The organism is Desulfonatronum sp. SC1 (assembly GCF_003046795.1).
In the GTDB taxonomy this organism is placed as follows: domain Bacteria; phylum Desulfobacterota; class Desulfovibrionia; order Desulfovibrionales; family Desulfonatronaceae; genus Desulfonatronum.
Window position 1 is genome coordinate 1 of record NZ_PZKN01000046.1, and the last position, 22341, is coordinate 22341.

The 22341-nt window shown below is 59.6% G+C and carries 20 protein-coding genes; 16 read left to right on the forward strand and 4 right to left on the reverse strand.

Annotated features, from left to right (window positions below; all coding sequences use genetic code 11):
* Positions 1-190 precede the first annotated feature (190 nt).
* From C6366_RS17280 to C6366_RS17350, 16 genes are all read left to right on the forward strand, one after another.
* Positions 191-1822 carry a hypothetical protein gene (locus C6366_RS17280; RefSeq protein ID WP_107740233.1) on the forward strand — a complete coding sequence of 544 codons (1632 nt, stop codon included), beginning with the start codon at positions 191-193 and terminating at the stop codon, positions 1820-1822.
* A gap of 2 nt (positions 1823-1824) precedes the next feature.
* Complete coding sequence (locus tag C6366_RS17285) at positions 1825-2466, forward strand: hypothetical protein (protein WP_107740235.1); 642 nt, start codon at positions 1825-1827, stop codon at positions 2464-2466.
* A 109-nt stretch (positions 2467-2575) separates the two neighbouring features.
* Complete coding sequence (locus C6366_RS17290; protein ID WP_158269845.1) at positions 2576-4138, forward strand: hypothetical protein; 1563 nt, start codon at positions 2576-2578, stop codon at positions 4136-4138.
* A gap of 16 nt (positions 4139-4154) precedes the next feature.
* Entirely contained in the window at positions 4155-5063 is a 909-nt protein-coding gene (locus tag C6366_RS17295) for a tetratricopeptide repeat protein (protein WP_146164905.1), read from the forward strand.
* 45 nt (positions 5064-5108) lie between these two features.
* Positions 5109-5717 carry a hypothetical protein gene (locus tag C6366_RS19395; RefSeq protein WP_146164906.1) on the forward strand — a complete coding sequence of 203 codons (609 nt, stop codon included), beginning with the start codon at positions 5109-5111 and terminating at the stop codon, positions 5715-5717.
* A gap of 92 nt (positions 5718-5809) precedes the next feature.
* Entirely contained in the window at positions 5810-6496 is a 687-nt protein-coding gene (locus C6366_RS17300) for a type II secretion system protein (RefSeq protein WP_158269846.1), read from the forward strand.
* A gap of 499 nt (positions 6497-6995) precedes the next feature.
* On the forward strand, positions 6996-7640 hold the full coding sequence (locus C6366_RS17305) for a prepilin-type N-terminal cleavage/methylation domain-containing protein (protein ID WP_107740243.1): 645 nt from the start codon (positions 6996-6998) through the stop codon (positions 7638-7640).
* A gap of 360 nt (positions 7641-8000) precedes the next feature.
* Positions 8001-9035, forward strand: coding sequence for a Tim44 domain-containing protein (locus C6366_RS17310; RefSeq protein ID WP_107740245.1), 1035 nt, complete (start codon positions 8001-8003; stop codon positions 9033-9035).
* Between the two features lie 299 nt (positions 9036-9334).
* Positions 9335-9697, forward strand: a complete 363-nt coding sequence (gene dksA, locus C6366_RS17315; RefSeq protein WP_107740247.1) for an RNA polymerase-binding protein DksA — start codon at positions 9335-9337, stop codon at positions 9695-9697.
* Positions 9698-11302, forward strand: coding sequence for an NFACT RNA binding domain-containing protein (locus tag C6366_RS17320; protein WP_107740249.1), 1605 nt, complete (start codon positions 9698-9700; stop codon positions 11300-11302).
* A gap of 120 nt (positions 11303-11422) precedes the next feature.
* Positions 11423-12433: a GTP 3',8-cyclase MoaA gene (moaA, locus tag C6366_RS17325; protein ID WP_233248557.1), complete on the forward strand. Its 1011-nt coding sequence runs from the start codon at positions 11423-11425 to the stop codon at positions 12431-12433.
* A 33-nt stretch (positions 12434-12466) separates the two neighbouring features.
* Positions 12467-13444, forward strand: a complete 978-nt coding sequence (locus C6366_RS17330) for a PhoH family protein (protein ID WP_107740269.1) — start codon at positions 12467-12469, stop codon at positions 13442-13444.
* The gene (locus C6366_RS17335; protein WP_107740251.1) at positions 13398-15710 is read left to right on the forward strand and encodes an HD family phosphohydrolase; all 2313 of its coding nucleotides are present in this window, start codon (positions 13398-13400) and stop codon (positions 15708-15710) included. The genes C6366_RS17330 and C6366_RS17335 overlap by 47 nt, the downstream gene beginning before the upstream one ends.
* Positions 15711-15720: 10 nt before the next feature.
* A complete protein-coding gene (gene ybeY / locus C6366_RS17340; protein WP_233248558.1) occupies positions 15721-16191 on the forward strand; it encodes an rRNA maturation RNase YbeY in 471 nt (156 codons plus the stop codon).
* Between the two features lie 28 nt (positions 16192-16219).
* On the forward strand, positions 16220-17941 hold the full coding sequence (locus C6366_RS17345; protein ID WP_107740255.1) for an NAD+ synthase: 1722 nt from the start codon (positions 16220-16222) through the stop codon (positions 17939-17941).
* A 14-nt stretch (positions 17942-17955) separates the two neighbouring features.
* Complete coding sequence (locus C6366_RS17350; protein ID WP_107740257.1) at positions 17956-18900, forward strand: MoxR family ATPase; 945 nt, start codon at positions 17956-17958, stop codon at positions 18898-18900.
* Positions 18901-18932: 32 nt separating this feature from the next.
* Here the strand turns inward: C6366_RS17350 and C6366_RS17355 are convergent, their stop codons facing one another.
* From C6366_RS17355 to C6366_RS17370, 4 genes are all read right to left on the reverse strand, one after another.
* Positions 18933-19328 (reverse strand): TraR/DksA C4-type zinc finger protein, encoded by a 396-nt coding sequence (locus tag C6366_RS17355; protein WP_107740259.1) that lies wholly within the window; start codon positions 19326-19328, stop codon positions 18933-18935.
* A gap of 47 nt (positions 19329-19375) precedes the next feature.
* Positions 19376-19945 carry a hypothetical protein gene (locus tag C6366_RS17360; RefSeq protein ID WP_107740261.1) on the reverse strand — a complete coding sequence of 190 codons (570 nt, stop codon included), beginning with the start codon at positions 19943-19945 and terminating at the stop codon, positions 19376-19378.
* A 257-nt stretch (positions 19946-20202) separates the two neighbouring features.
* A complete protein-coding gene (locus C6366_RS17365) occupies positions 20203-20979 on the reverse strand; it encodes a peptidyl-prolyl cis-trans isomerase (RefSeq protein WP_158269847.1) in 777 nt (258 codons plus the stop codon).
* A 297-nt stretch (positions 20980-21276) separates the two neighbouring features.
* The coding region (locus C6366_RS17370; RefSeq protein WP_146164907.1) for a type II secretion system F family protein at positions 21277-22341 on the reverse strand (1065 nt) is incomplete at its 5' end.

Here is a 22341-nt window from a genome sequence, read left to right on the forward strand (position 1 = left end):
TATAAAATTAAACGTTTTTTTGACAAAAAAGCAGAGATATCAGTAGGGTCTTACGCAAAGGGCCAGGTTAACATGCAGAAATTATTGCGGAAAAGGCTGGATTTGGCGCGATGCGGTTAAAGTCCTGTTTGAACTTTTTGCAGCGACGCGGCAATTGGGAGTTTTTCAACGGACTGTCAAGGAACTCACTGTGACCGAAGACGATAACAAAGACAAAATTGAGCAGACAGATTTCGACGATAAATCTCTTATCTGGGATGACCTGGAAAGAGAATTGGGTCAATCCGTGCAACTCAATCCACTGCAGGCTGACTCGGATTTTTCTCATGACACGTCTTCCCTGGCGCCCCCCGATACCGTGATCTTGGCAGAGCAGGACGTGAACGATGAAAGTCTGCACCTGGACATGGAAGCATCCGCGCAGGAGTACGAAACCACCCCGTCCCCTTCCTCCGCCCACTTTGAAGACGAAGACCCACAAGAGCCGGACTTTCTCCCCGTGCCCCTGAATTTCACGGTCATCCACGCGACCTCCAACACCGTGGTCCTGGAGCAAGGCCCAACCCTGGCCATGATCCGCAATGACTCGGTCGCCGAACTCGCAACCATTACCAACTGCCCGGACCATTCAGTGTATTTGGCCGATCTGGATCAATCCTTCGGCCTGCAGAACATCACCGGCGACCCAAAATATGCCGCGATCCTGATCCGCAAGGAGTTAGAGGACAAGGGAGAACTGACCACGGAAGGGAAACTTTTCGTGCATGACGTGCGCAAAATCGAATCCACGCAGAGCGTTGTCCTGTACAGTATTTTTCCCCGCCAGAAATATATGGGCCTTGCCACGGCATACCAGGATCATCCCCTCGGCTTTGTGTTGTATGATCCCGTAGGCCTGCTCTCTGGCCTGTTGCGGACCATGCCGACCAAACAGACCCACGCCCTGGCATTGCGCATGGCAACGTCATTTTTCCTGATGGTTGGAAAACGCGATGAGGTCATGCTGGTCAGGCGCTACATTCTGTTCGGACAAGATGAGCAGTCCCTGACTGAAACCATCCAGGCCATGGACCAGGATTTGACGGAGATACAGGGCAACCTGGGAGTGCAAATCAAGCAACTTGACTGGATCGAAACCCTCTGCGACAGCCTGGACATCCATCTCCCGACGACCCGGGTCCCGGTCTCTCCCTGGCCCGTTGTCCAACTGAAACAAGGCGAACAGGCCGCCTGGTCCGCCTTGCCCGATCTGGCTCACCGCATTCCCGTGCAAACTTCCGTGGGGCCCAGGGAGGAACTGTATCTCAAGCCTCTGGACACGGCCGTAAATTGGCTCCTGGCCGCGGGCATCCTGCTGACACTTGCATTTCTCGTGGGCTCCTTTCTGTACAAGCCCGCTCCAGAGCAACTCCGAGCCAACATGGGCCAGTTGGAGTCCGCCCTGTACCGTGAGCTGGAAACGCTGCACGCCATGGAAGTCCAGTTAGGCAGTCTCGATGCACAAAACTTCCTGTTCATTGCCGAGGCGGTGGAGCAGGCCACTCTGGCGCCGACCATGGGCAAAATGTGGAACATGCTGGCTGAAGCAAAACCTCCCAACCTCTACATGCATGACATGGAACTGCGCTATGAGTCGGACTTGGTCCTGGTCCGGCTGGAAGGCACGTTGAACGAGCCTATTGGCAGAGCTCACGAGGTCTTTGACGCCTATATCGCCAGGATGAAACATATGGGCTTCGCTTTGACCGACCAGAACCTGCTCATCGACCTTAACCAGATCGGCTTTATCCTCCACCTTGAATGGCCGATCATCAGGGGCTGATAATGCGTATTGCCAGGAAGAACAGAATTGTCGGACAATTCTTAATCCTGCTGCTGACTTTGTGTCTGGTCGGATGGTGGGCCTATGAGGTTCGAAGCGGCATGCGTTTTTCCACGTACCCTTCCCTGCCTGAAGCAACGATTGACAGAGTGGAGTTTCCGCCCACGGAACTCAGGAAACGCATTCCTCCCCTGCTGGAGTCCCTGGAACGGCTGCCTGAAAACCAGGTGCTGCTGACCGAACTGGACAGGGCTTTGTTCCTGCCCCCCGAGGTAGTTGTCCCAGATGAGCAGAATTCAATGACCGAGGACAGGCGATTCGAGCCGCCCATCTTGAGCCTGCTCCTGCTCACCGATCAACGCTTCGCCGTGCTGGACGGGCGAGCCTTGCGGGAAGGCAATGTGCTGCAAGACGGACGCATCGTTCGCCGCATTGATCAGCATGGGGTGGTTCTGGAGTGGCCCCCGTCCCGTAGCGCGGTGGGCGGCATAAGCGCCAGGACTGAGCGAGTGCCCTGGACGCCGCCCAGTCGCGTGGAATTGATACGCCCCGCAATGAGGGCCGCGGCCCTGGAAGCTTTGTCGGCATACAGTGTCGCTCCCCAACCAGGCATGCCCGAGACGGTCCAGGAGGAAGCGCCGTGAGGCATGGTCCAGGCGATTTTTCGCACTCAACAGGAGAGCAATTCCCTCCTCTTCAAAACCAAGGCAAAAAAGCATGAAATCCGGACGGCATATTTTCACAATATGTGCTGTGAGCCTTATCTTCACAGTGATTGTGGGCTGTTACGCTCCTCGGGAAGACCGCCTGCAAAGCAACCTCGGCTACGCGGACCTGAACGAGCAGATCGCCCAAGAACAGCGCGATTTCCTGGAGAGCAGGGAGCGCGGGCTGGAAAACCTGGAGCGCAGGGCCGGGCGGCCGCCCCTGGCCATGGAACCTTTTGTTCCGGTGTTCAACCCCCTGGACGAAGTGCCCGTGTCCATCGCCGTACAGAACGAAACCCTGCACAACATCCTTTACGTGGTGGCCCGCAACGCCGGATTGAACCTGATCATCGACCCGGACATCGACCTGGATCATCGGATCACCATCAGCTTCGAAAGCACGCCTTCCTCAATTGTCATCGGCAGGCTGCTGGCCGCCTACGACCTGTCCTGGGAAGTGGAGGACAACGTCCTCGCGGTGCGCCGCTTCCAGGAGAGGGTCTTCAACCTGGGTTTCCTGGACACCAAGGCCGAGTACACCCTGGACGCCGGCGGCGACATCTTCGGCAGCGCCGAAGGCATCGCCGGGATGCAGGGATCCTTTGAACTGCGCTCCCAACTGACGGCCGCAACCTCCATTTATGAGGATATCCTGCAAAACGTCGCGGACATCCTGGAGGAAAGAAGCAGCACCTCGGATTCAGCCTCGGCGGGAGGAGAGAGCGAGGGAACCGCCTTTCCAGGGCACTTCACCCTGGACCCTAACGCCGGAACCCTGTTCGTGCGCACCACGCCGAGGAAGATGCGGGCCGTGGCAGGCATGATATCTCATTTGAAGACAAAAATGTCCCGCCAGGTGATCATCGACGCCCAACTCATGGAAGTCACCCTCAGCGACGGTTTCCAGTTGGGCATTGACTGGAACTTCGTGCAGCACCGCCTGTCGGGCGGTGAAGTCTGGCGTTACGGCTTGGGCATCGTCCCTGATCCAGCCTCCCAGCCTGATCCCGGTTCCGGGTTGGCCACGCTCAGTTTTTCCGGAGGCGGACGCACCTTGTCCGCCACATTGAACGCCCTGGAAACCTTCGGCGGAGTGAAAAGCCTGTCCAACCCGCACATCCGCACCCGGCACGGCCACGCGGCCCTGGTGGTTACCGGCCGCAGCGAGCGTTACCTCAGAGACATCACTCGCGAAGTGGAGGGGGCGGGCACCACCACGCCTGTGACGAGTTATACCACGGAAACAGCCACGGCCTTTGAGGGAGTGATGCTCGGTGTCGTCCCGTATATCGACGACGACGGGGTCGTTGATTTGAGCATCTTCCCCATCTTCAGCGAAATCGACCTTTCCAAGGAAACCCCCATTGGTGAGGACATCCGGCTGACCATGCCCCGTGTGGAAGTACGCAACGTGAGCACCAACGTCCGCGTACGTCACGACGACATGATCATCCTGGGAGGCATGATCTACAAGTCCAGCCGCAAGGAGGACCGTCAGGCTCCGCTTGTCGGCTCCGTGCCCGGACTGGGCTGGCTTTTCAAAAACCGCGCCGACGTGGAGCAGACCCGGGAATTGGTGGTGGTCATGCGCATTCGCGTGGTGGAATAATCCAAGGCCGTGGCCCATGAGCATGATCTATAAAAGCCTGAAGCAAGCGGGCAATCAGGGACAGGAGCGCAAAAGCAAAGCCCGGTTTTTCAATCCGGCAGGCGCGGACCTCAATCAGCGCCGGGTGATCAAGCGTTTTGCCCTGTATGCCCTTATTGTCGTGATTTTTCTCTGGGGGGCCGTGTACTTGCTGCAGACCGAGATGCAGCGGATCGCGGGAATGATCAACGAGCGGGTGGTAGTGGACACGGTGTTCCATGAAGACAGATATACCGATCCATACCAGCAGTCCTGGGGGGAGACGACGTACGATGACGACGAGGAGCACGACTCCCGGCATCTCGACGAGGATGTCCGGCAGCAGCCCGAGGTAGTGATATCCGAGGTCCGGCCTGTTCCGCGCATCATTCCCATGACCGGTCCCCGCTCTGGACCGCCACGCACGACCTCGAGCCCGCCCCTCCCGGAGGTCAGGGCCGCGCCCACGGCCCCCGTATCGACGCCGCCTGTTCAGGAACCGAACAGTTTGGGCCAGGCCACCCTGGACCAAGAACTGCAAAGCCATTTCTTGGCCCAGACCCACAGAAACAACGAACTCCTGGCCCTGGAGCGCCAGACAGTGCATCTTGAACAGTCCACCCTGGAACTGGCCGATGCAATGGAACAGCGTCTGGGCCCCCAGAGCATGCACGCCCTGCGCCTGCGGGGCTACGATGCCCTGAAGGCCGGAGATTTTGACCGGGCTGAAACCATTTTCCGCGAATCCCTGGCCCGCAACCCCAGGGACAAGACCACCCGGATGAACCTTGTCCTGGCGCTCATGGGCCAGGACAAACAGCGGGAAGCCCGCCAGATCCATGACGACCTGGCCAGGGCCTTTCCCTTGGATGAAGATGTCACAAGGTTGAGGAGCATTTTTCAGTAGATCGCTTCCAGCAAATCCCTTGGCCCGAATCAGGACAAAATCATCATGCGCGAAATCAACCACATGCCCAACCCCACCCCCGGCCCACGCTCCAACCAATCCGGCGCGGCCCTGCTCCTGATGGCCCTAATCATCATGGCCATAGCCGCGGCCATGATCCTGCCTCCGGTGCTGGGCAAGCTTGGGCAACTGAACCGGGAGGTGCAGACCAGGAAAGCGCTCGTGGAGGCTCGCGATACGCTGCTGGGGAGGATATTGGTGGCCTGTGACGGAAGCGAAAGCATACCATTCCCTCCAGGTATACAGCGCTGGCGTCCAGTATTAGCTTTTCCTAAGCATCTTCTATTCCCTGAAGAGGAGAGGTTTTGGTTTTCACTAGCACCTCCATTACGCCTAGACCCACCTGATTGCACCACGATATCTGGTCTATTCACCGTCAGGAATAGCAATGGAGCTACCATCGAAAATGATGTGGTTGCCGTAATCCTTGCTCCAGGCAGTGCCTTACCTCACCAAAACCGTAGTCCTAGTGCTAGTTCAGATCAGTATTTCAGCCAAATAAACTCACTAGGTGGACCTAATTTCGTGCAATTTACCGCCGAGGATTCTTCCCATGAGCGGCTTATTTGGATCAGGCAGGCTGACCTCAATTAGTTTTCTACCTTAGTCTTCTACCTTCAGCATACGAAAACGATGAATAAGCAAACCTTTTCTTAAAACTGCCAATGCAAATGGGGAAATATGGCATGATGAACACCCAACGCGGTTTCACCCTGGTTGAAATGGCCATAGTCCTGCTGATCATGGGGCTGGCTATCGGCGGAGGAATCGCTGCCTTCAGCACCCTCTCGGAACGGGCCAACACCGCCAAGGTCAGAAAACAGATGGAGGAAATCACCAACGCCCTGATCGGCTATGCCCAGGTGCATAGTTGCCTACCCTGCGCGGCAGTGCCCACGGGGAGCGACGGCACGGACGGTCGAGGAACAGCTAATCCATGCAACACCCAATGCAGCATCGCGAGATCTTACGGCGTCATCCCCTGGGCCACTCTTGGCGTGAAGGAGACCGACCCCTGGGGTGGACGCTTTTCTTATCGGGTAACGCGTGAGTTTACTGGGAACGCTATTGCCCTCGCCACAAACGGAACCATCACTATAGTGAACGACGCTGGAGACCCCATGGCGGAAGAAGCAGTCGCGGTGATCATCTCCCATGGTCGCAACCAAATTTACGCCTACCTGCCCAGCGGCGCGCAAGTACCCCTACTTCCCGGTATGCCCGATGATCCCAGTGAACGGGAAAACCGCCCGGAGACTAATGATACTTTCGTGGGTCAGGCCTTGAGTAGTAGCGATTTCGACGATCTGGTCACCTGGATCGGCAGTTTTCAACTGAAACGAGCTTTGATCGAGGCCGGACGCTTGCCATGACCGACACGACTCGTGCCCACAAATGTAGACTATCCAACAACACCCTATGGCACTTTTTTTGCTTCCCACACCGTCACTGGACAACACCTCGGCCAGGAAACCAAGCAGCCAGAGTGGCCTGCCCTCTTTCGAGTCAAAAACAAAAACAATTTCAGCCAATTAAAAGAACATTTGCATAGTCTTCCATGTAACTTTTTTCGACACACTCCAAGTAATAATGCAGCCCCTGGCCACGTATTAAAAAAAACCGTAACAACTCAAATCATCAGAGGAAAAATCGGACTGGATAGCGTTCACGCGTCGGCCTTCCCCGGTATGACCGACAAAATAACGACGTGCTACGAGACGTCACTCCGGTGAAAGCCGAAAGCCAGTACAGGAGTGTGACCATGCAATGATAATGCTGAGTAGTTGCCATTTTTATTCAAGACAAGATTTAACATCAATATTTTTAGCGTCTTAACACTTTTTTCAACTTTTTCTTCAGGAGGGTACATCAATGTTGCAATCCAAACACAGTCAATCCGGCTTCACCCTGGTGGAAATCGCCATTGTCCTTGTAATCATCGGGCTCCTGCTGGGCGGCATCCTCAAGGGTCAAGAAATGATTACAAACAGCCGGGTCAAAAATGCAATCAACAACATCCAGGGCGTCACAGCGGCTGTATATGCGTACAACGATCGCTATAGCGCCTTGCCCGGCGATGATCGAAATGCCGCCCCTGCTCGTGGAACAGCCTGGAGTAGCACTACGCCAGGAAATGGCAATGGGATTATCGGCACAGCAACTGGAAATCCCTTCACTACAACTGGCGAGAACTTGACTTTCTGGCAGCACCTCCGTGCCGCCGGTTTTATCACCGGAGATCCGTCCGAAGCTTTCCGCCCGCAAAACGCCTTTGGAGGCCTGATGGGAGTCGCCACCCTCACCACACGGCTAAATAACATGAACTCGCGTTCCCTCTGTTTAAGTCAAGTCCCAGGGCAAGCTGCCGTTAATATCGACAACCAACTCGACGACGGCAGGCCCGATTCCGGAAGTGTCCGATCCACTTTGGGCGCTGCTGGCGCGAATACCAATCCTGGTGCAGCAGCAACCGCGTACAATGAAGATAACGTTTACACAGTCTGCATTGCCTTCTAGTTTTTTCTTTTTTCGGTTCTATTTCAATCAATAATCGAAACATCGTCCGGCGTGGTTCCATTATCCACGCCGGACTTCTTTTTCTTCAGCCCATGAGCCAAGACGTTTTGCAGCCATCATGAGGCTGGATTTCACAGGCAAAACGGAGGTGCCCCTCTGAGAGCTTGCGAAACATCTTCCTTGATCGGCTGGGACGACCGCCTCCACCCTGTTCACCCCAAGGATGAGGGCGCACGACATCCTGACCAAAGACCGCTTCAGCGCCAAATTCCCTATCGACCGAGATCCAGGCACTAACCGCCAAACTTGACACCACCGCCCCGTGCATTAAGGTTCCGAAAATTTTTCGGGAGGTACGACGTGTCACGATTTACGGTTTTTCTTGGTTCCCTGGTTTGCCTGTTCGCCATTGGCGGCTTTATTCTAACGGAAATCGCTGAGGCCCAGAGGATGGGCGGAGGGCGGTCGTTTGGTTCGCGGCCCGGCATCCAACGCCCCGCGCAGCAACCGGCCCAGCCTCAGCAACGCCAAACCCAGCAGCAACAACAAACGCAGCAGTCCGGTCAACAAAGCACCCAACAGGGGCAGCAGTCCACGCAGCAAGGGCGGCAGTCCGCCCAGCAGACTCCGGCGCGATCCGGCATGGGCGGCATGCTCGGCGGGATGTTGGGTGGGATGCTCCTGGGCGGGCTGATTGGCTCTTTGCTCTTCGGAGGCCTGGACGCCTTTTCCGGGATCAATTTCATCGACATCCTGGTCATCGGCGTGATCCTCTTTCTCATCTACCGCTTTGTCCGCTCCCGTCGCCTGGTCGCCCAGCCCGCCGGTGCCGGTCCGATGGCGGGCCAGGGTCCACCGCATGGCGGTGCTGGAGACCGACCTGAGCTGGTTCTGCACAGGAGTTCACCCTCCGCGCCCTCCAGTTCTCCTTCCAATTCGCCTTCCAGTGCATCTGGGGAAAAAAGCGCCTGGGACGCCCTGAACGCGGAGCCTACGGGGACTCCATCCTCCGGAGTTTCGATTCCCGAAGGTTTTGACGTGGACGAATTCATCTCCGGAGCCAAGGCGGCCTACTCCCGCTTGCAGCAGTCCTGGAACAACCGCGACATCGACGACATCCGCAACTTCACGACCCGTGAGGTCTTCGCGGAAATCAAGCGTCAGCAGGCCTCCGCGCCCATGCTGGGACAAACCGAGTTGCTTCAGGTGGACGCCTCCTTGCTCGAAGTCCGGGAAGAGGGCGACGACACGGTTTGCAGCGTCCTGTTCGACGTCCTGCTTCGGGAAGACTCCAGCTCGGCTCAGCCGTCTCAAATTCAGGAAATCTGGCATTTCAGCCGACCTTCGGACGGACAAGGCGTCTGGCTGCTGGAGGGCATTCAGCAGGTTGAGTGACGGCGGCTTCTGGAATCTCGTTTTCCGTTTTTGGGAGCAGTCCCGTAATCCCCATGCCGGGGCCGGGATTGCTCCTTTGTTTTTCAAAACTTATCCCCGCGCGAACATCAACGATGCGTCCCGCGTATTGCCTTTGCCCGTCGACATTCCTATAGTACCTGTTTTCGCCGAGGACAGCGGTGGGATTACAGACGGCTTCCGAAACATTCCCTTGTTTCGTGCTTGGCAGTCGCAACACCGCATCAGTACATATCCACTCAGCGCACCCCGCAATCGGCTTTCATCATTACGGAGGGACCATGGACCAGAAGGATTTGGATTTTTTCGAAAAAATGCTCAAGGACAATATCCAGGACATCAACCAGCGCGGTTCCGATACGTTGGACGACATGACCGACCACCGCGAAGTCTATGCCGATCCCGCTGACAGGGCGACCATGGAAACCGACCGTTCCTTCATGCTGCGCCTGCGAGACCGGGAACGGAAGCTGATTCCCAAAATCCAGGAGGCCCTGGGCCGAATTCAAAACGGAACCTACGGCCTCTGCGAGGACTGCGACGAAGAAATCAGCATCGAGCGGCTCAAGGCCAGGCCGGTGACCACCTTGTGCATCAAATGCAAAAGCGCCAGGGAAGAACAGGAGCAGTTGCGCGGCGATTAGATGGAGGCGCTCCTTTTTCGCGGTCTGGTCGAGGAAATCCGGCCCATGCTGCTGGGCAGACGTCTGGAGCGGATTTACTCTCCTCGTCCTGGCTGGTGGTCCTTTCGGCTCCAGCCCGGAGACCATCCCCGCTTTTTGCTCTTCTCCCATCACCCAGCGGACGCCGCCCTGACCCTCTCTCCCCATGCGCCGGAAAACCCGGCCACCCCCGCTGCCCAGGTGATGCGTTTGCGCAAGCACGTTCAAGGCCTTCGAATTCTGCGTTGCCGGGCGGACTGGGTTCGGCGCCGTCTGACACTTGGCCTGGGCCGCCATGAACAGCAGGCATGGCTCGTTCTGGACGCCCAAAAAGGCGTATATTTGTCCGACCAGCCGGAGCCGGAGCCTCTCGATATTGACTCATGGCCGACGACGGAATCGGACGACGCCTCGGGAGCCGTATCCTGGCCGACCTGGGAACAAATCCGCGACGACGACCAAATCTGGCAAACCCATCCCCACGTCTCCCCCCTGTTGCGCCGCACTGTTCACGCCCTGCCCGAAGACCAAGGACGCTCCCTGCTGAACGCCCTCCGATCCGGCGACACGCCCGATACCTATTTCGTATACAGCGCTCCCCAAGGCGGCAAGTCCTCAAGTACGGCCCGACCGTGGGTCCTCTCGTGGCCTCTTCCTGCGTCCCTGCGCCAGGGACGCGACGAACAGACCAAATCATCGGCCTTTCAGGCCTCGCATCTCCAGGCCGAGGAGATTTTCTTCCCGGATCAAGCCTCGAACGGCACAGCCGCCCCCGCCCCCCGAGAACTCAAACGCATTGCGCGGCTACGTCGCAATCTGGACGCGGATGAGCGCCGACTGAATGAGTACGTTCGTCTCGCGGACCAAGCCGAATTGATTCGTTATCACCTCTACCAGCTTCCGATGAAGCAGCTCACTCCCCATTCCAAGGTCGAACGGCTGACGCTGACAGATCCGAAAGGCGCAAACGTTGACCTGACTTTGGACAAAAGCCTGACCATTCTGGAGAACATGCAGCGCTGGTTTCGGTTGGCCGAGAAAGGGCGGCGTGGGTTGGCTCATGTGCAGACACGGCGTGACCATATCCAATCAAATCCGAATCCGGATACTGCCGGACAAATGGGAGCACGAACCACGCCGTCTTCGGATCATCATCAACTGACTCCGAAAGCCCGAAGTCGCCTCAACGACAAAGGGACCTTGCCCCTGCATCGCTTTTTGAGTAGCGACGGCTTTGTCCTCTTGCGCGGCAAGAACCAAAAGGCCAATCACCACCTCCTGACCAAGGCGGCCAGCCCGTTCGACTACTGGTTTCACGCGGCGGACGGTCCCGGAGCGCATCTGATCCTGAAGCGGGACTCGCCTGGACGGGACGTCCCGGAGCGAACCATGGAGGAAGCCGCCTGCCTAGCCGGACTGGCCAGCCACTTCTCCGGGGCCGCACGGGCCACGATCATCTGTGCCCAGGTCAAATACGTGCGCCCGGTCAAGGGAACGCCGGGCATGGCCGTCGTGGACCGGGTCCTGCGCACCCTGAGCGTGTCGCTGGAGCCGGAACTGGAAACCAGGCTGCGAATCACGGCGTAGACATAGAGTCAAACAGCCTTATATTTCCCTTCACTCTTTTTCCAAACGCTGCCTTCCCAAACGCCCACCATGACGCTTCCCAAGCACCCCGACCCGAGCCTTCTCCCAGGCCTCGACCCCATGCTCCCCGAAACCATGACCGACCAGCATGGCCGAAGCATCAATTATCTGCGACTGAGCATCACCGATCGCTGCAACCTGCGCTGCCTGTACTGCCGCTCGTCCTGCGCGGGCCTGAAAATGCTGCCCCACGACCAGATGCTCAGTTACGAGGAGAGTCTGGAATTGATCGCCGTGGCCTCGGAGCTGAATATTTCCAAAGTCCGCCTGACCGGGGGCGAGCCCTTCATCCGCAAGAATTTCCTAAACTTTCTGGAGCAGATCCTTCAGCATCATCCGCATCTGGACATGCGCCTGACCACCAACGCCACGCTCTTGTCCGGCAAGATCCCGGCGCTCAAGGAAATCGGGGTCCAGGGATTGAACATCTCTCTGGACACCCTGAATCGACAAAAGTTCCAGCGCATCACCGGACGGGACTTTTTTCTTCAGGTCCGCGGAGCCATCGATCAGTGCCTGGAGCACGGCCTGCGGGTCAAGATCAACGTCGTGGCCCTCAAGGGCGTCAACGACGACGAGTTGCCCGACTTCGTTCGGCTGGCGGAACGGCTGCCCTTGGATTTGCGGTTCATTGAGTTCATGCCCATGGGCGAGCAAACCATCTGGACTCCGGATCAGCTCTGGACGGCCGCGGAAATCCTGCGTGAGGCTGGCACCATCGCTCGCCTCGTGCCCGTGGGCGGGCGGGATAAGCGCAAAGGCCCAGCCAGGATGTTTTCCCTGGCTGACGGCAAGGGGCGCATCGGCGTGATTTCCCCCTTGAGTTCCCATTTCTGCGGCCAGTGCAACCGCCTGCGGATTACCCCTGACGGACGGTTGCGCACCTGTCTCTTTTCAGACAAGGAATATCGTCTGCGCCCCATCCTCCGTTCTCCCAAGCTGGGACGGGAGCATCTGCGCCAAGTGATCATCCGGGCCGGCAGGGTCAAACCCATGGGCCACGAACTCCTGGCCGCCCAGGGGCGGGAGCGTTCGGTATGCCGCAAAATCATGTCCGCTATCGGGGGATGAGCCCAAAAAATGTTCCCCAAAGATGACTCAAAAATGACTGTTGAACGCACCTTGGAATTTCAAAGCGCCGCCGAGGCCCAAAAACTGTTCGGACCGCACAACGCCCATTTGCGCCAGCTCGCGGAATTGAGCGGTATCACGGCGGACAGTCGCGGTTCCGTGGCCGTGCTGCGCGGCGAGGACCAGCAGGCGGTGGACCAGGCCGCCAACTGCCTCGTGCAACTGCACGGCCTGCAACGGGCCAATACGTCCATCCAGGCCCAGGATGTGGACCATGCCTGGCGCATCCTGTGCAGCGACCCCCAGGCCGACATCAAGACCGTGTTCAAGGACGTGGTCTACGCCGTCTCCCCCAAGCGCACCATCACGCCCCGGACCGTCAGTCAACGCAGCTACCTGCAGGCCATTCGCGGCAAGGATCTGGTTTTCGGCATCGGCCCGGCAGGCACGGGCAAGACCTACCTGGCCGTGGCCATGGCCGTGGCGGCCCTGACCAAGAAGGAGGTCAAGCGTTTGGTGTTGACCAGGCCGGCCGTTGAGGCCGGAGAAAAGCTCGGATTTTTGCCCGGAGACTTGATGGAGAAGGTCAACCCCTATCTGCGCCCCTTGTACGACGCCCTGCACGACATGCTGGAATTTCGCAAGGTTCAGGAAATGGTGGAAACCGGGGTGATTGAAATCGCTCCACTGGCCTTCATGCGCGGGCGTACGCTCAACGATGCGTTCATCATCCTGGACGAAGCCCAGAACACGACCCAGGAACAGATGAAGATGTTCCTGACCAGGCTGGGCTTCGGCTCCAAGGCCGTGGTCACCGGGGACGTCACCCAGATCGACCTGCCCGTGCACGCCCGGTCCGGACTGATCCAGGCCGAAAAGGTGCTGTCCGGGGTCGCGGGGCTCGAATTCATCCATTTTCATGAGGAAGACGTGATCAGGCACCCGCTGGTGGGCCGGATCGTCCATGCCTATGATCGATTCACACGCCAAGACACCCTCCAAAAAGCCTAGTTCTAAATCCGGGGCTTCCCTTTCTCCCAAGCAGGGAGGAGCGCAGCCGGAAAGCCGGTTCAGCGGCCTGCTGGTGTTCATGGGCGGTATGGTGCTGGTGGCCGTCCTCTCCGGGCTGAGCATCGAGCCCGGAGGAAGGATTTTCGTCGAGGGGGAGATCGCCGGCCACGACGTCACCGCGCCACGGGACCTGCTCATTGAGGACCAGGAATCCACCCGCGCTCGCCGGGAAATGGTAGCCCAAAGCCAGCCGCCGATCTTCGACCTGGCCCAGATGCCCTTTGCTCAAATGGCCCGCAGAATCGTCAGCCTGCTGGACGTGATCGCCTCGGCCACGCCGGAAACCACGCCCCAGGTCCAGAACTTGGTGGCCGAGGAGCTGAACATCCGTATTCCCGCCGGGATGTGGGCCGAATGGAACAGGCAGTCCTTCCAGAACATGGTGGTTCTGGAAGGACTGCCGTGGCTGGAGAATACCTACCAGAAAGGCGTTCTGGCCGACCGCCGGTTCGCCTCGGACATCACCTCGGGAATGATCGTCCGGGATCTGGCCACGGACAACGAACAACTGCACCTCAGCTCCGCTGATTTTCCGGACCTGGACGGCGTGATGCGCGCCCTGGACCTGCACCTGCGGGTCAACCTGAACCTGCCGGTAACCACGCGTCGCGCCGTGGAAGAGCTGTTGGCCCCCCTTCTGCGACCCAACCTGACCCTGAATCAGGAAGCGACCCAGGCCCGGTTGACCAGCGCGGTGCAGGCCGTGGAACCTGTATTCTACCAGATCAAGAAGGGCGAGATCATCGTCCGCAAGGCCGAGCGGGTCACCGCGGAACAGCAGCAAAAAATGCAGGCTTTTTTCGCCGCCCGGGACGGTGGGTACGACTGGGACAGCTTCAGCGGGGTATTGATCATCTCCCTGATCTTCAGCCTGGGCATTTTCAACGCCGCGGCTCCTCCCGGCAGACTGCTGACCACCAAGGACGCTCTGTTGCTGGCCTCGGTGATGCTCACCTTCGCGGCCATGGCCAAGTTCGTGGCCCTGTACCGCTTTCCCCTGAGCCGGGAACTGTTGACCATGACCCCGGACATCTTCGTGTACAGCCTGCCCGTAGCCGGGGCCGCCGGGGTGCTGGCCCTGTTCTTTCCTTTGTTGATCTGTATTTTTTCCGGAGCCCTGCTGGCCTTTCTCTGCACCCAGATGCTTCATGCCGGGTTCGACGTGTTCATGTTCTACCTCGTGGGCACGGTGGGCTGCGCCATGCTTCTGCGCGGCGCCCAGACCAGGACGGACATCCTGCGTGCGGGGCTGCCCCTGCTCGGTCTGCTCCTCGGAACTTGGGCCGCCCTGAACCTTCTGGACTTCCAAAGCTTCTCCTGGTTTGCCGCCGGCGCGGCGTTCAGTGCCGCCGGAGCAATGCTGTCCGTCCTATTGCTTCTGGCCTTCAGCCCTGTGGTGGAATATCTGTTCGGCTACACTTCGCGGTTCAAGCTGTTGGAAATGATGAGCCTGGAACAACCCTTGCTCCAGTCCCTGATGGTCAACGCTCCAGGGACCTACCACCACTGCCTGATCGTGGCCAACATGGCCGAGGCCGGAGCCAAGGCCGTAGGCGGCAATCCTTTGCTGGCCAAGGTCGCTGCCCTGTACCACGACATCGGCAAGATCAAAAATCCGCACTACTTCATCGAGAACCAGTTCGGCTGCGAAAACCGGCATGACAAGCTGGCCCCGTCCATGAGCGCCCTGATCCTGATCTCCCACGTCAAAAAAGGCGCGGAGCTGGCCGCGGAACACAAGCTGGGCACGGAAATCACGGACCTGATCCAGCAACACCACGGAACGCGCCTGATCGTCTATTTTTACCAGAAAGCGCTCAAAATGTGCGAAGAAAAGGGGACAGAGTGCGTCCGGGAGGACGATTTCCGGTATCCGGGCCCCAAGCCGCAGAGCAAGGAAGCCGGGATTATTCTCTTGGCCGACGCCATCGAGGCTTCCAGCCGAACCCTGGTCGACCCCACGCCCAGCCGGGTGCGCAACCATATCCAGAACCAGGTGCGCACCGTGTTCAACGAAGGTCAGTTGGACGAATCGGACCTCAGCCTGAAAGACCTGAACATCCTCAGCGAAACCTTTCAACGCATCCTGACCGGAATTTTCCACCAACGCATCGACTACCCCAAGCCCGGAATCCATGCCGCCCCGACTTCGTCCAAGTCCGAACAGGCGAAAACGCCCCCGCCCCGCCCCGCCCCGGCCCGTTGAACTGAGCCTGTTGCGGGACCCCGAGACCCTGCGCCATCCGGTTCTCCCGTTGAGCCGCTCGGCGCTACGGGATATCGTGACCCGGATTCTGGACGTCGCGGACCCTCCCGGAGATCATTCCGGCACTTTCGGCCAACCAGTATTGGAAGTGCGGATTACTTCGGATAGGGGAATCATGGACCTGCACCAAAGGCACCTGGGCGGAGCGGGCCCGACCAATGTGCTCAGCTTTCCGGCGGAATCGCCCCCGACCTCCGAGCCTGATCCGAACGCGGTCCGCGGCTCCATCGTCATCAGCGCGGACGCGGTGCTCCGGGAGGCCTTCCTCTACGGCCAGGACCCGCGAGACCACTTCATCCGCCTGCTGACCCACGCCCTGCTCCATCTGGCCGACTTCGATCACGGCGAAATCATGGACGACCTGACCGAACAGGTGGTGGAGCACTTGCGCGAGCCCACGCCCGACAACCGTGAACCCTGAACCGTGAACCTCTGAACCCACCACCCCCATGCGCATCGCCCTGCTTCAAAACAACTACACCGTCGGCGACCTGGACGGAAACGCCCGTAAAATCGCCGACGCCGTCCGCACCGCGGCCCGGCAAAACGCGGCCCTGTGCGTCACCTCGGAACTGTCCCTGCTGGGCTACCCGCCCCGGGACCTGCTGCTGAACAAGGGATTCATCGAAACCAGTTGGGCCGTGCTCCGCGCCCTGGGCCGGGATTTGGACGACGCTCCGCCGACGCTTGTGGGGCTGGCCGAGCCCAACGCCTCCGGCCAGGGCCGCCCGCTCTGGAACTGCGCGGCCCTGCTGCGCGGCGGCGAAATCCAAGGCGTCTTCCACAAGACCCTCCTGCCCACGTACGATGTCTTTGACGAGGACCGCTATTTCGAGCCCTTCGACGCCCCGGGCTGGTTCGAGTTGGATGAATGGCGGATCGGAGTGACCATCTGCGAGGACATCTGGAACGACAAGGACTTCTGGACGTCGCGGCGCTACCGGGCGGACCCGGTGCAGCGGCTGGCCGAGCAGCGCGTCCACTGCATCGTCAACCTTTCCGCGTCTCCGTTCCACCTGGACAAACACTGCTTCCGACTGCGCATGCTGGGGGAGATGGCCGCCAAGCACCGCCTGCCCCTGGTCTACGTCAACCAAGTGGGCGGCAATGACGACCTGATCTTCGACGGACGCGGCTGCGCCTTCGACTCCAAAGGCGGGCAAATCGCCGCTGCCGCGGCCTTTGCCGAAGACCTGGTGGTGGTAAACATTGAAATGGGGACGGTCGGTGCCGCGCCTCGGCGAGCCGACCGTCTGGCGGTTACCGTTGCCAGGGATCTGGGACCGACGGCACCCGCCGCCATGGCGGCGTCAACTGGCGATGGCTCCCGGGAAGAGGAAATCTGGAACGCCCTGGTCCTGGGCGTTCGGGACTACCTCCACAAGATCGGCTTCAGCAAGGCCCTGCTGGGCCTGTCCGGCGGGATCGACTCGGCCCTGACCGCGGCCATTGCCGCCGAGGCCCTGGGGCGGGAAAACGTCCTGGCCGTGCTCTTGCCCTCGCCCTACACCAGCCGGGCCAGCATCGACGACGCCGTGACCCTGGCCGCCAACCTCGGCATCAACCACCTCACCCTGCCTATCATGGACCTGATGCGGGGCTTCGACCACGCCCTGGAACAGGCCTTCGCCGGGTACGAGGCGGACGTGACCGAGGAGAACATCCAGGCCCGGATCCGGGGGAACCTGCTGATGGCCCTGTCCAACAAGTACCGGGCCATGCTGCTGACCACGGGGAACAAGTCCGAACTGGCCGTGGGCTACTGCACCATGTACGGGGACATGGCCGGGGGCCTGGCGGTCATCGCCGACGTGCCCAAGACCCTGGTCTACGCCACGTCTCGCTGGCTGAACAACCGTCGCGGCCCCGTGATCCCGGAGCGCATCCTGACCCGCCCACCCACGGCGGAGCTGCGCCCGAACCAGACCGACCAGGACAGCCTGCCGGAATACGACGTCCTGGACGCCATCCTGGAACGCGTGGTTCAACTGCACCGCTCCAGCGAGGAAATCATCCGCGAAGGCTTCGCCCCGGAGGACGTCCACCGGGTGGTCGGGCTGATCAAGAACGCGGAATTCAAACGCCGCCAGGCCGCGCCCGGCCTGAAGATCACCGACGTGGCCTTCGGCTCCGGCTGGCGCATGCCCATCGCGGCCCGCTGGCCGATTTAGACAAAGGAGAACGTTTGCATCAGGAACTTAAGCCGGTGGCTCAGGGCATCAGCCGCCATCTGCTGGGCAAGGAGCGCGAAATCAGGCTGGCCCTGGCCTGTCTACTGGCCAAGGGGCATTTGCTGATCGAGGACATTCCCGGGGTGGGCAAAACCACGCTGGCCGAGGCCATGGCCCGGGTCCTGGGGCTGGACATGCAGCGCATCCAGTTCACCAGTGACCTCCTGCCCGCGGACATCCTCGGCGTCTCGGTCTACGACCGCAAGGAGCAGACCTTCAGCTTCCACCCAGGACCGATCTTTTCCCAGGTCATCCTGGCCGATGAGATCAACCGGGCCACGCCCAAAACCCAAAGCGCCCTGCTGGAAGCCATGGAAGAGGGCCAGGTGACCATGGACGGCCGGACCAGGGCCTTGCCCCAGCCGTTTTTCGTCATCGCCACTCAGAACCCGCTGCACCAGATCGGCACCTACCCCTTGCCCGAGTCCCAACTGGACCGCTTCCTGATGCGCATCAGCCTGGGCTACCCGGACGCGGCCACGGAGCGGGAGCTCCTGCGCATCGGCGATACCCGCGAAGCCCTGCGCGCAGCCCCGGCCGTGCTTCGGCCGGAACGGTTGCTGGAACTGCAACAAGCCGTCCTGGATGTCCATGTCTCCGACGCCCTTCTGGACTATGTCCAAGCCCTGCTCCTGACTTCGCGCCGATCAGCGACCTTCCAGACCGGCCTCTCCCCCCGGGCCGGACGCGCCCTGCTCCACGGAGCCCAGGCCTGGGCCTTCCTGGAAGGCCAAACCATGGTCCTTCCCGAACACGTCCAAGCCGTCCTCCCCGCTGTCACCAACCACCGCCTCCAATCCTCCTTCCTCCCCGCCATCGGCTCCACCGAGCAAACCTCGGAAGAAACAGCCACGAATCCCGCCGCCACCCTCCTCAAAACCCCGCTGCCCCATCCGTGAAGTAAAAGAGGGCTGAGACCTCTCCCTTCCCCTCACCCCCATACTCTGCCGTAGCTTGCCCCTGCCCGAGCCCAGTCCACTTCCATGCCCCGTTCGATTTCCCGCATGCATTGCACGCACATCCTGGCAGCGGGGTGAACATCAAGGCGGCGCATGTCGATGGCCTCGCCGCAGGATTCGCAGGATCCGTAGTCTCCGAGGTCCATGCGGTGAAAAGCCAAGAGGATCTCGCGTTTCAGGCGGCGTTCCCGATCCGCCTGCAGGAGCAACATTCGCCTTTCGGCCTCCAGAGTGGCCCGATCATTGTCATCCGCGCAGGATGGAACGACATCCCGGATGGCGCTGTTGATCCGGTCCACGTTGGCCGTGGTTTCAGCCAGGAGTTCTTCCAGGCTGCGACGAAACGAATCCAGTTGTTCATGGGTCATGTTCAGATCTCCTTATGATGTATTGGAGTGACGCCACTGATTCCACCCTACGCCGGTTCAATCGGCTCGGCAGGCTGCTTCGGCCCTTTCTTCCGACGCAGACGCAACCAGATCAACAGCGCCAGCATCACCGGCAGGCCGACCATGCCCCCGGGCTGAACCTTGGTCTTCAGGATGTGCTCCCATTCCGGAATATAGGTGAACACCTCCCGAGGGCCGCCCTCCGCGCCCATGAACCGCCAGAAGCCGTCATCACCGCGCACGAAGCGCATTGTGTCCAAAAACCGCTCATTGCCGCGCATGTCCAGGACCTCAAATGTGGCCTCGGCTTCCCGGCCCATAAGGCGCAGCTCCATCACGTCATCCATGGCGTAGAACCGTCCCCTGTACGGCTCATGAACGCCCTTGTACTTCTCCTGATTCACGTAAGGTTCGATGAAAAAGGCAAAGTCGTCGTACGTCGGCTTTGCCTTGTCCAACATCACCCGCACAAGGCCTTCGGTGCTGTGCCCCCAAGCTTGCCCGACGCCCCCCACCCAAATTGCCACCACCAAGGCAAGAATCAGCCAGATACGTGTTTTGCGATTAGAAAGAATTACGTTTGCTTTTTCAGTCATGGGACCTCCGTGTTTTGGTTCGTCGTTCTTCGTTCGTCGTTCAGACGGAAAACCGTGAATCCAAATATCCAAGAACAAAGAACGAGGAACGGGGAAACGTTATTTTGTTCATTGTTCTTCGTTCGTCGCCGGAAACCGAGCCAAGGCCTGCCCACCCGATCTAGCGCGAAGCATTCCCCTCCTGGGAGGGGCCAGGGGTGGGTTGGCTTTGCAACGAAGAACGAAGAGCAAAGAACAGAACAACATCCCTTCCCCCCTCAGCCCTCTCTTTCCTCTTCCATCCTTTCTCTGAACCGCTCCGCCGCTTCCGGGTCGATCTCGACGCCGTGCTTTTCGCGCAGGTGTTCGTAGGCTTCGCGCCAAGCCTGGCGATAGCGTGAGTAGAGGACGTCGTTGCGGATGTATTCCTTGCGGTGTTCGAAGTCCTGGGTCCGGTTCGTACGCGCCTCTTCCAGGCACAGCACCGCGAAGCGATCCTCGTGCATCACCACCGGGCCGCATTCTCCGGTTTCCAGAGAGAGAAGGGTCTGCGCCCATACGCCCGGAAAACGTTCCAACGGCATCGGGTCCAGGGTCAGCACTTCCACGCCCGGCAGGACGTCAGCCTCCGCGTCCAGGGCAGCGCGACCGTCCGCGGCTCCCAGGAGTCCGGCCTCGCCTTCATCCAAGGTGTGGAACACGGTTGCCGCATAGATGTCCGGCAAGCCGTACATCCCGATGTTTTCCTCATAAAAGGTCCTGACATCCTCGTCCGTGATGCTCTCCCTCGGTATTTCGGCGATCAGATCCGGCTGCATCGTACGCATCAGCAGTTCGGCCTGAAACTGATGCACGGCCTGCCGGAATTCCGCCAACACCGTGAAACCCTGGTCATGGGCCTCGCGGATCAGCGATTCCATATTTTGAACATGCTCCAGCACATATTCGGGCGTGACCCGTCCGGCGTGTTCCTTGGCCTCGCCCATCCGTCGCGCGTAGGCCAATAAAAACGAGTCATCCATCCGTTCCGGGGAGACTTTATCCCCCGCTTTCACCCCGCCTCCCGTCCGATGCGCAACCTCCACTTCCTGGCATCCGACTAATATAGCGAAGATAAAAATAATGAAAAGCAATCTCGATAACGTGTTGCGTAGAATCGACATATGAACTCCTTATGTAATGTTCGTTGTTCTTGGTTCTTGGTTCTTCGCCGGATAGCGTCGGAAATGCGCAAGTTGAGTGAAGGCCTGAATCCGCAGGGTACCGCGGACCATTCCCCTCCTGGGAGGGGCCAGGGGTGGGTTCCTTCAGGTCTCAGGTTTCAGCCCTCAGCCCTATCTCTCCCCCTTCCCTCACACCGACCCGGCATACATGGCCAGCATCCCGGAAATCAGCCCGTAGACCACCACGCCCACCACGCCGCCCAGGGTCAGGATCAGGGCCGGTTCGACCATGGCGCTCATTCGGGCGATCTTATCCTCCAGCAGCTTTTCATGCACCTCGGCCACGGTGAGCATGGACTCGCTCATCAGTCCGGAATGCTCCCCGATATTGGCCAGGGACATGGTGATGGGCGTGAAGGCCCAGCCGTCCTTGAGGGTGACGGAAAGCGGCTCTCCGGCCATGACCCGATCCACGGTCCTGTCCAGGAACGCGTTCACGGCCGTGTTCGAGATGGTCGCGCTGGTGGCCCGCAGGGCTTCCACCATGGGTATCCGGCTCTCCAGAAGCAGGCTGAAGGTTCGGGAAAAAGAGACCACCACGCCCAGGCGGATGATCGGGCCGACCACGGGCAGATAGACCTTGTACCGATCCAGATAGTATCGAGTCAGGGGCACGGCGTGCATCACGGCCAAGGCCCCGATTCCGGCCCCCAGCCCCATAAGCATGTTCAGCCCGTTGTCCTGCAAAAAAGCCGTGGTATCCATCAAGAACTGGGTCACGGGCGGCAGTTTGCCCTGAATCAGCCCCATGAACCGGGGAATCACGAACAGTACCATGAACACCACCACGCCAACGCCCACAACGAGCACGATGCCCGGATAAAAGAAGGACATCATCAGCTTTTTGCGCAAGTTGGACCGGCGTTCAATATAGTCGGCAATGCGCTGGAAGACGGTATCCAGGATGCCCCCCATCTCTCCGGCCCGGACCAGATTCACCATCATCGGCGAAAACACACGCGGATGGTGGGCCAGGGCATCGGAAAGCGGCGAGCCGCCCTCGACCCTGGACAGAACCTCGGCCAGCACGGCCTTGACGTTCATCCGGTCGGTCTGGTCGTGCAGAATGCGGATGGCCTGGGTCACCGTGACCTCGGACTTGACCAGCGTGGCCAGCATCCGGAACAGAAGCACCTTGTCCTTGGTGGTCACGGGCAGAAACCGTGTAGGCGAAATCGCCCCAAAGCCCCCGCC